The organism is Neobacillus rhizosphaerae (assembly GCF_937468385.1).
Classification (GTDB): Bacteria; Bacillota; Bacilli; order Bacillales; family Cytobacillaceae; genus Neobacillus; species Neobacillus rhizosphaerae.
Genome location: NZ_CALBWS010000022.1, coordinates 1 through 16,724 on the forward strand (window position 1 = coordinate 1; position 16,724 = coordinate 16,724).

Here is a 16,724-nt window from a genome sequence, read left to right on the forward strand (position 1 = left end):
TTAAAAAGGTAATATTGAATTAAGCTAAAGTAATCAGCTACCATATTTGGTGGCTTTTTTAATTAAGAGTTATTTGGTTATCTGAAATTTTTAAATGAAAAATTGCAAAATAGAACCTTTAAAAAATAGGAATTTATTTTTATTGATTCCAATCATTGGTGTTTTGTCGGTCCTTTTTTAGTACGGGTAAACAAAATCTCCAAAATGTTTACTCTGTACACAAGATTGTGAAGAAAGAATGTACTTAAGCTAGCGGGTGAGGGAGTGGAAGAAGGAAATTATTCAATAAATAGCGAAATGTATTGAGGGGTGATTATTTCCAAATGGGGGATTTTAAGAATGAATATTTTAATAAAGGAATTACCTGAAACGGAAGTAGCGTTTATTAGACGTACTGGGAGTTATTATGAACCTCAAGAACACTGGGGAAACCTGATTAATTGGGCAATTAGCAATGGGCTATTCCCACCTCAACAATCATTTATCGGAATTTCATTAGATAATCCTAATTTAATCGAAAGCAAGGATTGCCGCCATGATGCTTGTGTTACAATTCCTGACGGATTTGATAAAGAGAGACATAAAGATATGAAATTCAAAAAATTGGATGGGGGGCATTATGCCTTGTATCACTTCTATGATACTCCTGATAAGTTGAATTTTGCTTACCAGTATATGTTTGTAGAATGGCTGCCAAATAGCGATTATGATGCAGATTACGATAGATATAACCTTGAATTTAATATGAATAACCCTTCCGAAGACCCAGAGGGGAAATGTAAAGTTGATTTATTTGTACCAGTAAAAAAAAGAATATCTTGAAGAACTCTCGGGTTAATTTAAGAATATGTGCTACCAATCAATGCGGCATTTTTGTTATTCAACTATCGGTCATGTTAATTGAAGAAGAATGGGTTCCAGAAGATCGTCATTAGAGGCGATCTTTTTTCTTTGTCACTGTTTCAAATAAAAGAGTATTTTAAAAAAATAAACGTATGACTCTCACCTTTAGGAGCTAGTCCACATAACATACCTATGAAAGATTTAGTTGATCTTTCAAAATTTTATTTTTTAATCAGTAGGAGGTGTTATTAGTGGAATTGTTTTCACAAAAAAATATTCAAGATGCAGTACAACTAGCTGAGACTCTTGGTTTAAGTGAGTTTATGTTTCAAAATCCTACTTCGGATCGTCGAAGAACAGATAGCCGAAGAACAAGCCGTTTTAGGACAGATCGCAGAAGAAGTGATAGACGAAGAACAAGTCGTTTTAGAACAGATCGCAGAAGAACAGATAGCCGAAGAACAAGCCGTTTTAGAACAGATCGCAGAAGAACAGATAGCCGAAGAACAAGCCGTTTTAGAACAGATCGCAGAAGAACAGATAGCCGAAGAACAAGCCGTTTTAGAACAGATCACAGAAGAACAGATAGCCGAAGAACAAGCCGTTTTAGAACAGATCGCAGAAGAACAGATAGACGAAGAACATCCCGTTTTAGAACAGATCGTCGAAGAACAGATAGGCGAAGAACATCCCGTTTTAGAACAGATCGTCGAAGAACAGATAGACGAAGAACATCCCGTTTTAGAACAGATCGCAGAAGAACGGATCGTCGTAGAAATGATCCGTGGGGCTGGATATTTTAAGAATGTACTTTAATCAATAAGTATAAGATTCATAGAAAGTATAACTAAAATATCTCTAAAAAGCACTCACAAGATTGAGTGCTTTTTTCCTATTAAAGGTGTATATCAAATTACTTTTTCAACGACTGATTACGTATTTCAGATCTAATGGTCAGCATCTACGATGGATGTTAATTATTATGATGGGAGTAAACCTAAATCAATAGACTCTTTTCATAAAGTTTTTAGAAGCTTCTGTGGACGCAGGAGCTTTTTGTTTTTTAATGTTTTTCCTAATTGTAAAAAATTAGATCAAAATAGGTTATGTCTAATCCTATAATAGCAGCCTTTGCATGTAGATATAAAATACCTAATTCTGGTCCTCACTAAAAATAAAGAGGGAAGGACGAAAATTTGCATTTGAAAGAAACAAACACTCCTTTTTTATTCAACAGAAACACATTTCCGGACTTTTAATATGATATTTTTGACACAGAAGTCCAAAATATCATATTAAAAGTAATGTAGAATTGGTTTAATTATTATTAATTCGTATAAAAGAAGTAACGTCCGGACTTTTGTGTCATTTTTGTCCGGACTTTTGTGTCACTCGTCATTGTACAACAGAAGAAGTGAAGTTTTTGTAACTGCAAAAAACATTATTACGTAAAATATAAATTTGACGTAATAATGTATATACAGTAAGATGTAGAAGTGAGGTGTTATATGGTAAATCAGACAAAACAACAAAATTATAAAAAATTGCAAACCTTACTTAATGAATTACCCTGGTATGTTGAAGAATTTATTAATCATAAGCTAAGAAAACTTTCTACAGCGTCATTGTTCAATTATTGTCATGATTATAAAATTTTTTTTAATTGGATGATTAGTGAGCAATTATCGTCCGGTACCGTCAAGGAAATCCCCTTGGAGCGATTGGAACAAATGACAGTTCTTGAGGTGGAAAACTTTTTAAACTATCTTCACTATCAATTAAATAATAAAGAACTTACTGTGAATCGTAAATTATCTGCGTTAAAATCCCTGTTTAATTATTTGCAAAATATTGCTGAAACACCAGATTTAAAGCCGTATATCAATCGAAATGTGATGGCGAAAATAGAATTCAATGAAGTGAAAGAAAGCATGGAAACGAAAGCGAATAAAATGGAAGGAAAAATTTTACTTGGGGATGAATATGAGAAGTTCCGCTTATTTGTGGCCAATGATTACGGTGAATTGAATAAAGATAACAAAAAAATATTTAATTTTTATCAGTTAAACAAAGAACGGGATACGGCAATTGTATCGTTAATTTTAGGTTCCGGACTGCGTCTCTCGGAGTTAATTGGCATTGAATTAGATGATATCGATTTTAGCAAGTATTGTGTAAGAGTAATCAGAAAAGGAAATAAAGAACAATTCGTTTACTTCAGCCAGGTTGCCATGGTCGACCTACAAGAATATCTAGCTATTAGGACTGCTAAGTACCAAGTTGATAAAAATAATAAGGCTTTGTTCATTTCTGCTCCAATGGGTCCTAAAGGAAAATCACGGAGACTTACCGCCAGATCTGTCGAAAAATTAATTGAAAAGTATGCAACTGCATTTGGCAAACCATCATTATCCGTCCATAAGTTGAGACATTCGTTTGCTACCAGATACCATGCAGAAATCAATGATGTCCCAAAGTTAAGACGGCAATTAGGCCATTCATCGATTCAAACAACGATGATTTACACGCACATTAAAAACGATGATCTAAAAATTGCTGTCGATAAAATGGATATGCCGAAAGATATAGTTGAATGAAGAAAAAAATTACAATATGTAGCAGCTGCCATTTATGGACGTGCAGCTGTAATTTTTGTTTTTTTAGTTAACATAACATTTATTATGTTACCTATTTTAAAACTGTCTCATTGACTAAGTATACTTAAGATAATGAGACGAAATAAAATTTTCACAAAAGATTCTATTAAAATCATTAAATCAATATTTTAATGAGTGGTTTTAGTTCATATAGATTTTAACTTGCTACTCATAACCAATAGAAATATTTTTAGACTGCTAATTTTTAATAATTTACTCAAACGTGAGTTTATCTTGATTTTTTTGTAATAAATATAATAATTGTCATTTATTTCTTTTATTCAATTTCCCTATTATTACTTTTACTTATACATTTCAAAAGGATAAATCCCGTATTTTGCTTACCTTCTTTATAAAATTGACCCCTCCCCTGCTTTCATTAATCCCTTCTTTTCTTTTTTTGTTAGCTAAGAAACTTGGATTTTGCATTCGAAATCAAATCATAAAATGGAGCGGGAATTTTTCGAGGAGATTTTTACGAAACTTTTTGGAGTAAATTAGTGCTTAGAAAGCTTTCCAGCTTTCTAAGCACTAGATAGTTAATTACCCAACACTTTCTATTCCATTGCGTTTAGTAAATTGACTATTATACAAGTCAGCATAAAAACCGTCTTTTTCTAACAATTCCTGATGATTCCCTTTTTCAATTACACTTCCATGATTCATCACTAGGATTAAATCTGCGTCGCGAATTGTTGATAGCCGGTGAGCGATAATAAAGCTTGTGCGTCCCTTCATCAAATGGTTCATTGCTTTTTGAATCTGAACTTCTGTCCGGGTATCCACACTGCTCGTTGCTTCATCAAGAATTAATATGGCAGGATTAGCAAGAATTGCTCGTGCAATCGTTAATAATTGCTTTTGACCTTGTGAGATATTAGAAGCTTCCTCGTTCAAAATCGTATCATAACCTTCTGGCAGCGTTCGAATAAAATGGTCAGCATTGGCTGCTCGCGCTGCTGCAACAATTTCTGCTTCTGTTGCTCCTTCTCGACCATAAGCTATATTTTCACGGATCGAACTATTGAAGAGCCAGGTATCTTGAAGCACCATTCCAAACAGACCTCTCAGATGCTCCCTTTTTAAATCCCGAGTATCAATTCCATCAATTACTATTTTACCTGAATTAATTTCATAGAAACGCATTAATAAATTTATCAGCGTTGTTTTCCCTGCGCCTGTAGGTCCAACAATTGCAATTCGCTGTCCTGGTTTCACATCAATATTCATGTCATCAATAAGTGGTTCATTTTCATTATAACCGAAGGAAACATGTTCGAACCTAACTTCCCCATTTGGAGTAACGATCTCTGCAGCAGCAACCGCTTCAGGCACTTCTTCCGTTTCATCTAATATTTCAAATACACGTTCCGCACTTGCAATCGTTGATTGGATTACGTTCGCGATATTAGCGGTTTGGGTAATTGGTTGGCTAAATTGTCTTGCATATTGAATAAAAGCTTGAATATCTCCAATTTCAATCGCCTTTTTCGTTACCAATATACCCCCAACTACCGATACAAGCACATAGCCAATATTATTGATAAACGACATTAATGGCATGATCATGCCAGACATAAATTGAGCCTTCCAGCCTGATTGATAAAGTGCTTCATTGGTTTCTTCAAATTTTTCTATCGATTTTTGTTCTTGGCCAAAAACTTTGATAACCTTATGACCCGTGTACATTTCTTCCACGTGCCCGTTAAGTTGACCAAGTGATTTTTGTTGGCCCTTAAAATAGGTTTGTGATTTTTTCGCTATTTTCATAATGGCAACAAAGCTGAGTGGGAGTGTTAAGACCACTATTAGTGTCATCAGTGGACTAATCGAAAGCATCATTACAATGACCCCAATTAAAGTTACAACTGATGTGATCAGCTGGGTTAAACTTTGCTGAAGTGTGGTACTGATATTATCCACATCATTTACAGCCCTACTTAGAATTTCACCATGGGTACGGGAGTCAAAGTATTTTAACGGCAGCCGGTTGAGCTTTTCCTCCACTTCTTTACGGAGATTGTAGACCGTTTTTTGTGCCACCCCCGCCATGATATACTGTTGAATATAAGCAAAAGCTGCACTCAAAATATAAAGTCCTATCAACAGAAGAACAATTTGACCAATATAATCAAAATCAATTTTGGCACCAGGAACCCCTCTAAGTTTCATCATTAGACCTTCAAACAGTTTTGTCGTTGCCTTACCCATAATTTTTGGGCTGACAATCGCAAATACAGTACTAATGATCGCTGTAATCAACACGGATAACAGCTGTAATTTATGAGGTTTCAAATAACCTATTAATCTTTTTAGTGTTCCTTTAAAATTCTTTGCTTTTTGGATGGGCATTCCCATACCCATGGGACCGAATCCCCCGCCTGGACCAGGTCTTCCCCCTCCAGGACCTTGTTGAGGTTTGTGGTTATTGGAATCTCTGCTCATGCGATTTCCTCCTCTGACAGCTGTGACATAACAATTTCACGATAAACCGCACAGGTTTCCATTAACTCCTTATGTCTTCCAATTCCAGCAATTTCGCCATTATCGAGGACAATAATCTGATCGGCATCCATAATCGTGCTTACACGTTGGGCAACGATTAGCATTGTGGAAGAAGTGGTTTCTGCTTTTAAAGCAGCACGGAGCTTAGCATCTGTTTTAAAATCTAACGCTGAAAAACTATCATCAAAAATATAGACTTCTGGTTTTCTTACTAGAGCTCTTGCAATCGACAAACGCTGTTTTTGCCCACCAGAAACATTTGTTCCACCTTGAGCAATGACCGAATTGAACCCAGCTGGCATATTTTCGATAAACTCAATTGCCTGTGCAATTTCTGCTGCATGGTGCACGTCGGCATCACTTGCATCTTCTTTTCCGTATCGGATATTTTCTGAAATGGTACCGGTAAAAAGTACAGCTTGCTGCGGTACAAAACCAATCTTTTCGCGAAGGCTTTCCTGCGTAATTTCACGTACATCTGCTCCGTCGACAAGCACCCTACCACTTTCAATATCATAAAAACGAGGAATCAAATTAATAAGTGTCGATTTACCGGAGCCGGTCCCGCCAATAATAGCCGTTACTTCTCCCGGGTTCATTTTAAAAGAAATATTTGAAATAGCAGGCATTTCTGCACCAGGATAGCTAAAGGTTACATTTTGAAATTCTACTTGCCCTTTTTTAGCTTTTGCGGAAACAGGTTCAGACGGATCTTGAATATCCGCAACCGTTTCAAACACTTCGTTAATTCTAACGGCTGATACCGATGCTCTTGGAATCATCACGAACATCATCGATAACATAACAAAGGAGAACATTATTTGCATCGCATATTGAAGAAACGCCATCATGTCGCCAACTTCCATATGGCCATTACTTATCCGAATTCCCCCAAACCAAACAATCGCTACTGTTGTAAGGTTAAGAACAATCATCATTATGGGCATCATCGCGGCCATGAGTTTATTAACCTTAATAGCTGTTTGCGTTAGATCCCAGTTTGCTTCATTAAAACGTTTTTTCTCATGATTAACACGGTTAAATGAACGAATGACACGGATACCGGTTAAATTTTCTCTTAAAACTCGATTAAGTTTATCCAACTTAACTTGCATTGCTTTAAATAGAGGAATTCCTTTTCGCGCAATAACGATAATCGTAATGACAAGAACAGGTAAAGACACTGCCAAAACTAAGGTTAATTTCGTATCTTTTGATAAGGCCATAATGATACCGCCAATACACATCATTGGAGCCATCACCATCATCCTTAGCATCATCACTAATACCTGCTGGATTTGCGTAATATCGTTTGTTGTCCTGGTAATTAAGGAAGCAGTCCCGAGCTTATCAAACTCATATAATGAAAAATTACCAACATGAGAAAATAGCTTGCTCCGAAGTAATTTACCGAAACCAGCTGCAGCCTTTGCAGAATAGAAGCTGGCAACGATAGAACAAATCATACCTCCAGCTGCAACCAGCAACATTAGGCCGCCAATTTTCCAAATATAATGGGTATCGCCTGTAACCACGCCATTATCGACAATATCTGCCATTAATGTAGGTAAATAAAGCTCAGCTAATGACTGCAGAAGGACAAGGCCTAAAACCAAGTAAATCGGTATTTGAAATGGTTTCAAAAATCTACTTAATTTTATCAATTGGGTTCAACTCCCTATTAAATTGTTAATGAATACACAATACAATATATTTATGAACTGAATATGAACTAGTAATTCACTCCATTTTCTCAAACTTTCACTATCTTAACCTATTAGCGATTTAGTTCACTAAAATAGTGTTGAACTTTAGTGAGTAAATCAGCAAATTGCTCACTTTCCTCTTCACCTAAATAATCAATTAAACCAGTAAAGGTTTCAGTGAACCGAATTCTCGCTTTCGCTGTAGCCTCCATCCCTGTTGGTGTAAGTTTAATTTTAACAGCACGTCTATCTTCTGGATCAACTGTGCGCTCCACTAAGCCATCCTTTTCAAGGTTATTTATGATTTGTGTAACGGTCGGAGGAGTAACCTGCAATCGTTGACTAATTTCTGATAGCTTCATCTCGTAATCTTTTTCATTAGCACCTTGTTGAATCGTTGCTAGAACCTTGAATTCACTTGGATTATGTCCCGAAATCTTCTTATCATGCCAACCCGTCTTTCTAAATTGCATAAACGCTTTAAGAAGCTTTTGTGCTGTGGCGCTTTCGATATCAGCCACTATTCCCACCTCAATTTTTAAGTGTAGTCATATTACTTAGGTAACTTAATAATTAACATACCTAAGTATATTCCTAGCCATTGACACCGTCAATTTTTTTGCAAAAAAAAACACAGGTTTTCCTGTGTTTATGAACTGCTTACTTTTGATTGTTTATTTAGTTTGCTCTTTCTTGCTTCACTTCGGTATTTATTAGATTCCAATGACCACGATTATAATTCCAGGTTGACTCAACTATTGCGATTGTGTCAGCATTTGCGACTCCTGTAACTCTTTGACAACCTTTTAACCCTACCTTTTTCCCTCCTAATTGAATCGGCTTTAGGCTGTTAAACCCATTAACCGCCAATTCTGTCGGTTCATTGAGCTTTCCTTTATAGTAAAGACCTAATGTTTTGTAATATTTCTTACGGTCCTTTAAATCAAACAAATAAGTTTTCTCGGTTTGCAGCAGTTTTATTTCTGCTTTATATCCATTTAGGAAATTGGCATCCATTTCTAGAGGATCTGGTACAGTTAGGTCGGTGTGAACAAAATCCTTTAAGGAATATAAATAGGTAACGACTATGCCTCCGCTTCCACCAGTAAAAACAGTCGCGAACAAATCCTTCACCTTATCGTGGTTTAAGTCAACAAGCTGTAGTGCCGCTTTAGAACCACTATCTAAGGGAAATGTATAGGTTTTCATATTAGATGCAGTTACCTCTATGAAAACTTTTTTCAAATAAGATGCTTCATCCTGATAAGGAATACCCTTTAAAGAAATGACTTCAGCTTTTCCATCACCTGTAATATCTGCTTCCTCTTTTGAAATTGTCACAACCTTTGCTTTTTCTTCTAACGCATATACCCCAGTAATTGCTGTTAGTGAGATGAGAAAAAACGAAGTGATCACCAGTAAAATCTCTTTTTTCATCCTTTTCCCCTCCATCCTCAATTAGTAGTAGTATGTCCAAATATGGAAAAAAGATGAAAAAAAATTAGCAAAAGCGCCTTGGTCAAGCCCGATTTAGGGAGACTTAGGCGCTGAAACTAAAAAGGACTCTCTTTTTCCAAGAGAGTCCACTAAAAAACTTATTCACTTGGATTTTCTGGACTACTCACTTTCCAAACAGTAGTTACCTTGCCATTATCCCCCTCATCGAGGATAAACGAACCGTTTGAGTAGCGGTCATTTAAGCGAATATCACTTGCTTTAAGCGTTTCAGTATAGCCTTTTTCAGTTTGAATATTGATTACGTCTTGGTCACGAGCAACAACAAAGCCCATGATCCGATGCGGATTCGCTTTAAGCTCCCTAAGAATGACGACGCCACGCTTCGCACGAGATGCTATTTCGAACTCCTTCAACTTCATTCGTTTCACAGCTCCACGCTGGGTGGAAATAACGATGGTTTCATTGCTGTTAGGGGGGATAATTTTACCGCCAACAACATAATCACCATCTTTTAAGTTGATTCCTTTCACACCTGCAGCACGAATACCAACAATACTGATTTCTTCTTCAGGGAACCAGAGAGCGTAACCATAATGGGAGATTAAGAAAAGCTCCATGGTTCCATCTGTCAGGTGAACATCAATGACTTGATCATCATCCTTAAGATTAACGCCAACAAGTGGTTTCGAATACCGCTGTGCTTTGTAGGCTTTTAGTTCTGTTTTCTTGACCATACCATTTTTTGTGACAAAAACTAAGAATCCATCTGTCTCAAAATCCTTGACTGGAATGGCTTGAATAATTTCCTCATCGCGTTCGATTGGAATGATGTTTGCTACATGCTGTCCAAGGTCCTTCCAGCGGATATCTGGCAGCTCGTGAACTGGACAGAATAAGTAATTTCCTTTATTCGTGAACAGAAGCAAGACATCCTTAGTATTCATATCAAGCTGTGCAAGCAGACGATCGGAATCTTTCATAGCAAGGTCTTGACCATTTGAAGCAGCATAGGAACGCCCGCTGGTTCGTTTTACATAACCATGTTTTGTTACTGTTACTATTACATCTTCACTTGGAACCATAACTTCAAGATTAATTTTCAATTCTTCAATTTCTGCTTCAACCTTAGAACGACGTTCATCAGCAAAGCGTTTTTTCACTTCTTTTAAATCCTTTTTAATAACAGATAAAAGCTTTTTTTCACTCGCTAAAATGCTTGTAAGTTCTTCGACTATTTTTGCTAATTCTTCTGCTTCCTGCCTTAATGCTGTGATATCAGTATTTGTTAAACGATAAAGCTGTAAGGAAACGATGGCTTCCGCTTGAAGCTCTGTAAATGCATATTTCGCGATTAAATTGTCCTTCGCATCACGTTTATCTTTAGATGCCCGGATAGTAGCGATCACTTCATCTAGAATGGATAAAGCTTTCATTAACCCTTCAACAATATGCTGACGTTCCTTGGCTTTGTTAAGCTCGAACTCCGATCTTTTTGTTACGACTTCCTTTTGATGCTCAATATAAGCATCTAGTAATTCACGTAGTCCCATTAATTTTGGACGCTTTTTATGGATGGCGACCATATTAAAATTATAGGTAACTTGGAGATCACTATTTTTATAAAGATAATTTAGAACACCTGCAGCATCGGCATCCTTTTTTAACTCTATGACGATTCTGAGCCCAGTCCGATCCGTTTCATCGCGGACTTCAGAAATCCCTTCTACTTTCCGGTCAAGGCGGAATTCATCGATTTTTTTGACAAGATTCGCCTTATTGACCTCGTACGGTATTTCAGTTACAACAATTTGTTGTTTGCCGCCGCGAACCTCTTCAATATCAGCTTTACTGCGGACGATGATTTTGCCTTTACCAGTTTCATAGGCTTTTTTAATGCCATCGATTCCTTGAATAATCCCGCCTGTTGGGAAATCAGGACCTTTGATAATGGTCATTAACTCATCAATAGTAGCATCCTGTTGGTCCATTCTCATTATGACGCCATCGATGATTTCACCAAGATGGTGTGGAGGAATATCAGTCGCATAGCCGGCAGAAATGCCTGTTGAACCATTAACGAGTAAGTTCGGAAACATTGCAGGCAGTACTGTTGGTTCCTTTGAGGTATCATCAAAGTTTGGAATAAATTCAACCGTTTGTTTTTCAATATCACGCAAAAGTTCTGCGGCAATCGCTGAAAGTCTTGCTTCTGTATAACGCATCGCTGCCGGTGGATCACCATCAACACTACCGTTGTTTCCGTGCATTTGGACGAGGACATTCCTAACCTTCCAGTCCTGACTCATCCGAACCATTGCTTCGTAAACAGAGGAATCACCATGTGGGTGGTAGTTACCGATTACGTTTCCAACCGTTTTTGCTGATTTACGAAAACCTTTTTCATGTGTATTCCCTTCGACATGCATCGCATAGAGAATTCTTCGTTGCACCGGTTTTAAGCCGTCCCTTGCATCCGGCAGGGCACGTTCTTGAATAATGTACTTACTATATCTGCCAAAACGATCACCAAGCACATCTTCTAGAGGTAAGTCACGGAATTTTTCAGTTGCACTCATCCTTCAGAACCCTCCTCAGAGACCGTAATATTTTCATTCTCTAAAATCGTGTCATCTTCTTCCAACCCGAATGCCACATTATTTTCAATCCATTTACGACGGGGTTCAACCTTGTCGCCCATTAGGGTTGTAATACGGCGTTCCGCTCTGGCAAGATCATCTATTTTTACACGAATTAATGTCCGGGTTTCTGGATCCATGGTTGTTTCCCAAAGTTGGTCGGCATTCATTTCGCCAAGACCTTTATAGCGTTGAATGATGTAGCCTCTTCCAACCTTTTTCAACGCACCCTGAAGTTCATCTTCATTCCAGGCATACTCGATTATTTCCTTTTTACCTGTTCCTTTACTCACTTTATAAAGTGGAGGAAGGGCAATGAACACTTTTCTGGCTTCGACGAGCGGTTTCATATAACGATAAAAGAAAGTAAGCAATAACACTTGAATATGTGCCCCATCTGTATCAGCATCGGTCATAATGATAATTTTATCGTAGTTAATATCTTCCACATTGAAATCCGTGCCAACGCCGCCGCCGATAGCATGGATAATTGTATTGATTTCTTCATTTTTAAAAATATCTGCCAGTTTAGCTTTTTCTGTATTAATTACCTTACCTCGTAATGGTAAAACAGCCTGGAAGCGGCGATCTCTTCCTTGTTTCGCTGAACCGCCCGCGGAGTCACCCTCGACAAGATAAAGTTCATTTTTTTGCGGATTGCGTGATTGTGCCGGTGTTAGTTTCCCTGACAAAACAGTCTCAGAACGCTTGCGCTTTTTACCACTTCTTGCGTCTTCACGCGCTTTTCGAGCAGCCTCACGAGCTTGGTATGCTTTTATTGACTTTTTTATCAGAAGGGAGCTAATATCCGGGTTTTCTTCAAGAAAGTAAGAAAGGTGCTCAGATACAACTGCATCTACAGCGGACCTTGCTTCACTTGTTCCCAATTTCCCTTTTGTTTGTCCTTCAAACTGGAGCAGCTCTTCCGGGATTCTGACAGAGATAATGGCGGATAACCCTTCACGAATATCAGCACCATCAAGGTTTTTGTCCTTCTCTTTTAAGAAAGATACCTTACGGGCATAATCGTTAAATACTCGGGTCATCGCAGTTTTCGAACCTGCTTCATGTGTACCGCCATCCCGGGTACGGACATTGTTGACAAATGATAGCATATTTTCTGAATAGCCATCATTAAATTGAAAAGCAAAATCAACTTCAATACCATTCTGAGCGCCTTCAAAGCTGATGACAGGATGCAGGACATCCTTTTCTTCGTTTAAATATTCAACAAAGGCTTCAATGCCATTTTCATAGTGAAATACTTCATGTAGGTTATTTCTGTCATCGATAATTTCGATTTTTAATCCTTTTAACAAGAAGGCTGACTCTCGTAACCTCTCACATAAGGTTTCAAAATTATAAGTAGTTGTCGAAAAAATCAATGGATCGGGTTTAAAATGAATCGTCGTTCCGGTTTGATTGGTTTTTCCGATTTTTTCAAGTGTCGTAACAGGCTTGCCACCATTTTCAAATCGCTGTTCATAGACGAAGCCGTCCCGTTTGATGGTGACGGTTAACCATTCTGATAACGCATTGACGACAGAGGCACCAACACCATGGAGCCCGCCACTTGTCTTATATCCGCCCTGACCAAATTTACCGCCAGCATGAAGCACTGTTAATATGACCTCAGGTGTCGGTTTCCCCATTTTATGCATACCGGTAGGCATTCCGCGTCCTTTATCAATAACACTAATGGAATTATCTTTGTGAATTTTCACAATAATTTGATCACCAAATCCACCGAGTGCTTCATCGACAGAATTGTCGACAATTTCATAAACGAGATGGTGAAGACCTCGTGAATCGGTGCTGCCAATGTACATTCCAGGTCGTTTTCTAACTGCCTCAAGACCTTCTAGTACCTGTATGGCATCATCATTATAATCAAAAGCTTGTTGATTCCTTGCCACTAAAATACCCCTTTCATACTTACAAACCGTAAATGGCATTAAACCGACCATCTACTTTGGAAAAATTAATAATTTCAATGCCCCAGCCTAACATCATATAGGCGGTGCGAGCATAGCCAAGCTTCATCTGTTTAAAATGATAAACGGTATAAATTTCACTCTAACTCGATGTGCTGATTCGTTTATGCGGTGCTCGGCCCTTTTCCAGATCATAAACATCCTTCAAATTGCTAAATAACTAATTTTATTTATCATTCGTTTATATGAGTCATTTATCCTTTATTAAAAATAAAATAGAACCCATGTTTGCCGCTTTAATTCTAACCAACATTAAAGGAAATAACAACTTCTTTATGGGAAACATATTTCGTGCTGCCTTTTGACACTTACCCATATGTATGTTTTCTATCCCGAATGTGCTTGCGACATCTATGCTTAATTGTAGCGATTTATTTCGATTTGGCAAATACGTAATTTGAAACAACATAATATTGTAATATTATTCTTGTATTTTTTAGGAAGTAAAAATAAAAAACTGCCAAACATATAGCAGTTTTTTCTTGATACACTTTATCTTGTTAGCGCATGTTCGACTTTTATGCAGCGATCCATTACAACCGTGTAGCCATTTTCTTTTAAAAATTTATAAGCTTCTTCATTGGCAAGACCTAGTTGGGCCCAATAAACGTCAGCATCAATCTTATCAAATTCCTTGGCCACATCAAACAATTGCTCAGAGCGGCGGAATACATTAACGATGTCTACATGACCTTCAATGTCCATTAGTGAGGCTACTGCTTTTACTCCAAGAACTTCATCGATGGTCGGATTTACTGGAATAATTACATATCCTGCTTTCTGCATTGCCGCAGAAACTTGGTAGGACGTTCGTTCTGGATTATTACTTAACCCTACGACAGCTATTGTTTTGGCTTTTTTTAAAATAGCCCCAATTTCTTCGCGACTTGGATTTTCAATGGCCAAGATTACCACTCCTTAGGTTGTTTTCTTTATTTTACCTTTTTTTAATAAAAAAACATAATAAAGGGATTTAAATAAAGCTCCCAAATTTATTGGGAGCTTATAAAAAATAGCATTTAAACAGAAATAAGATCTGGTTTATAAGCTGCGTTTACTTTCGGGACTGAAAGACAGAACCGCGCTCCGTCACCAGTGTTTTCTAGTGATACACTTCCATTCATATTCTCAAGAATCATCTTCGTCATATAAAGTCCGAGGCCGGTTCCATGATTCCTGGTGGTAAAATACGGGTCGAATATCTTATTAAGTAGAGCAGGCTCGATCCCGCCAGCATTATCAATGAATTCAGCGCGCACACAATCTTCTGTTTCGTCTAATTTAATTAATAATTTTCGATTGGGAATGTCTCCCTGAACAAAAGCATCCCTTGCGTTTGTTAAAATATTTAGGACAACCTGGCTATATTCATTCGGAAACCCATAAGCAATTTGTTGCCCTCGATACTCAAATTCTACTTGGATTCCATGATTTTTAAGGCTGGAGGAAAAAATGGACAAAGCATCTTCTATCGATTCCCCTACGGAGAAAGGACTTTTTTCCTGGTTTGGCGTGTAGAATTTCCGAAAATCATTAATAGTACGTGTCATTTGTTTAATTTGTATCATGCTCTCTCTAATAAAACGGTCAATATATTGGTCATCAATTTCACCAAACTCCAGTGCTTCCCTTACGTCCTGGATTAAAAGTGATAAACTATTTATGGGTTGACGCCATTGATGACCAATGCTGGCAATCATTTCACCCATAGCAGCAAGTCTGGAGTGCTGGATTAAAATATGATCTTTCTCCCTAGTCTTCGCAACTTCTTCCTCAATTCGTTTTTCTAAAGTTTGATTTAATGTTTTCATCACTTCATATTTTTCTTCTAACTCCCGATAGCTTTTTTCACGTGCTTTTAGCCTTTTCATAAGCTCACGGTCCTTTAGGAAATTTTGGAAGATCACAAAAATAAAACTGCCAATAACTAAGGATAAAAAAATATAGAAAAAAAGCACTTATTTCACCTTCAATCATTCTTTGTTATAAATGGTTACACAGTTTCGTCCTTTATTTTTTGACTGATAAAGGGCTTGTTCTGCCTCTTGAATCAGTTCATTTTTCGATTTCTTTGTTGAATACTCGGCAATTCCGAAGCTGCAGGTTAAATGACTTATATTTTTAAAGGGAAAATCTTCAATAATACATCGGAGGGATTCTGCTAACTCTGCAGCATTTTGACTATCTGTACCTGGGATAAGCAGGATAAACTCTTCATCACCCCAGCGAGCATAGAAATCACATTCTCTTATCCGCTGTTGGATGATCGTCGAGATTGTAACTAACACCTTATCTCCCGCCTGGTGTCCAAAACAATCATTTGCATTTTTAAAGCTATCAATATTCATCATAATAATTGAAAAAAACTGGTCAAATTGTTCGGCTTGCCTCATTTCACTAGCTAGAATTTCATGAAACTTCAAACGGTTGAAACTATTTGTTAATGAATCCATCATGGCAAAATCTTTTTCTAGTTTAATTTGTTGAATAGATTCATGAATTGCTTCTAAAAACTGGTTTAAATCAATTGGTTTTAAGATAAAATGATTGACGTTATGTTCAATCGATTGGATGTTTAAGTCATTCTCCTCTTGAGCAGTGGTCACAATGACCTGAACTTTATCATTAAGCTCGCGAATTTTTTTTATCATCTCTAAACCGCTCTTATGAGTCATTTTTATATCGACGATAATTAAGTCTGGATGGTACCGCTGATAGAGCTGGAAGCCTTCAACACCGTCATTAGCAACATGAATGGTAGCAAACCGACGATTTAGAATACGAAGAAGTTTCTCCCGAGAAAACCTTTCATCCTCTACATATAAAACACGAACATCAGGATACTTATGATAGAGATATTCCATTATATTTCTTGCCATGTTTATCACCTCAATTTTTATCACGTAAATGGGATTTCACACTACC

Annotated in this window: 12 protein-coding genes and 1 pseudogene; 4 read left to right on the forward strand and 9 right to left on the reverse strand. The window is 37.3% G+C overall.

What is annotated here, in order from left to right:
- Positions 1-339 precede the first annotated feature (339 nt).
- The 4 genes and pseudogenes from M5A78_RS15765 (at position 340) to xerS (ending at position 3,440) form a co-directional block, all read left to right on the forward strand.
- Entirely contained in the window at positions 340-822 is a 483-nt protein-coding gene (locus M5A78_RS15765) for an AraC family transcriptional regulator (protein WP_248736233.1), read from the forward strand.
- 272 nt (positions 823-1,094) lie between these two features.
- Positions 1,095-1,145: pseudogene (locus M5A78_RS24985) on the forward strand (hypothetical protein); the annotation flags it as partial.
- Between the two features lie 13 nt (positions 1,146-1,158).
- Positions 1,159-1,659, forward strand: coding sequence for a hypothetical protein (locus tag M5A78_RS15770; RefSeq protein WP_248736234.1), 501 nt, complete (start codon positions 1,159-1,161; stop codon positions 1,657-1,659).
- Between the two features lie 692 nt (positions 1,660-2,351).
- On the forward strand, positions 2,352-3,440 hold the full coding sequence (xerS, locus tag M5A78_RS15775; protein WP_248736235.1) for a tyrosine recombinase XerS: 1,089 nt from the start codon (positions 2,352-2,354) through the stop codon (positions 3,438-3,440).
- A gap of 603 nt (positions 3,441-4,043) precedes the next feature.
- On the opposite strand, the gene M5A78_RS15780 is transcribed toward xerS, so the two are convergent.
- From M5A78_RS15780 to M5A78_RS15820, 9 genes are all read right to left on the reverse strand, one after another.
- On the reverse strand, positions 4,044-5,945 hold the full coding sequence (locus M5A78_RS15780; protein WP_319942307.1) for an ABC transporter ATP-binding protein: 1,902 nt from the start codon (positions 5,943-5,945) through the stop codon (positions 4,044-4,046).
- Complete coding sequence (locus tag M5A78_RS15785; protein WP_248736236.1) at positions 5,942-7,669, reverse strand: ABC transporter ATP-binding protein; 1,728 nt, start codon at positions 7,667-7,669, stop codon at positions 5,942-5,944. The genes M5A78_RS15780 and M5A78_RS15785 overlap by 4 nt, the downstream gene beginning before the upstream one ends.
- Before the next feature lie 113 nt (positions 7,670-7,782).
- Positions 7,783-8,232, reverse strand: a complete 450-nt coding sequence (locus tag M5A78_RS15790; protein ID WP_248736237.1) for a MarR family winged helix-turn-helix transcriptional regulator — start codon at positions 8,230-8,232, stop codon at positions 7,783-7,785.
- A 157-nt stretch (positions 8,233-8,389) separates the two neighbouring features.
- Complete coding sequence (locus M5A78_RS15795) at positions 8,390-9,148, reverse strand: hypothetical protein (RefSeq protein ID WP_248736238.1); 759 nt, start codon at positions 9,146-9,148, stop codon at positions 8,390-8,392.
- 158 nt (positions 9,149-9,306) lie between these two features.
- On the reverse strand, positions 9,307-11,745 hold the full coding sequence (gene parC, locus M5A78_RS15800) for a DNA topoisomerase IV subunit A (RefSeq protein ID WP_248736239.1): 2,439 nt from the start codon (positions 11,743-11,745) through the stop codon (positions 9,307-9,309).
- Positions 11,742-13,721, reverse strand: a complete 1,980-nt coding sequence (gene parE, locus M5A78_RS15805; RefSeq protein ID WP_248736240.1) for a DNA topoisomerase IV subunit B — start codon at positions 13,719-13,721, stop codon at positions 11,742-11,744. The genes parC and parE overlap by 4 nt, the downstream gene beginning before the upstream one ends.
- Before the next feature lie 570 nt (positions 13,722-14,291).
- Entirely contained in the window at positions 14,292-14,705 is a 414-nt protein-coding gene (locus M5A78_RS15810) for a CoA-binding protein (protein WP_248736241.1), read from the reverse strand.
- A gap of 113 nt (positions 14,706-14,818) precedes the next feature.
- A complete protein-coding gene (locus M5A78_RS15815; RefSeq protein WP_248736242.1) occupies positions 14,819-15,670 on the reverse strand; it encodes a sensor histidine kinase in 852 nt (283 codons plus the stop codon).
- A gap of 102 nt (positions 15,671-15,772) precedes the next feature.
- Entirely contained in the window at positions 15,773-16,678 is a 906-nt protein-coding gene (locus M5A78_RS15820; protein ID WP_248736243.1) for a GGDEF domain-containing response regulator, read from the reverse strand.
- Between the last annotated feature and the right edge of the window lie 46 nt (positions 16,679-16,724).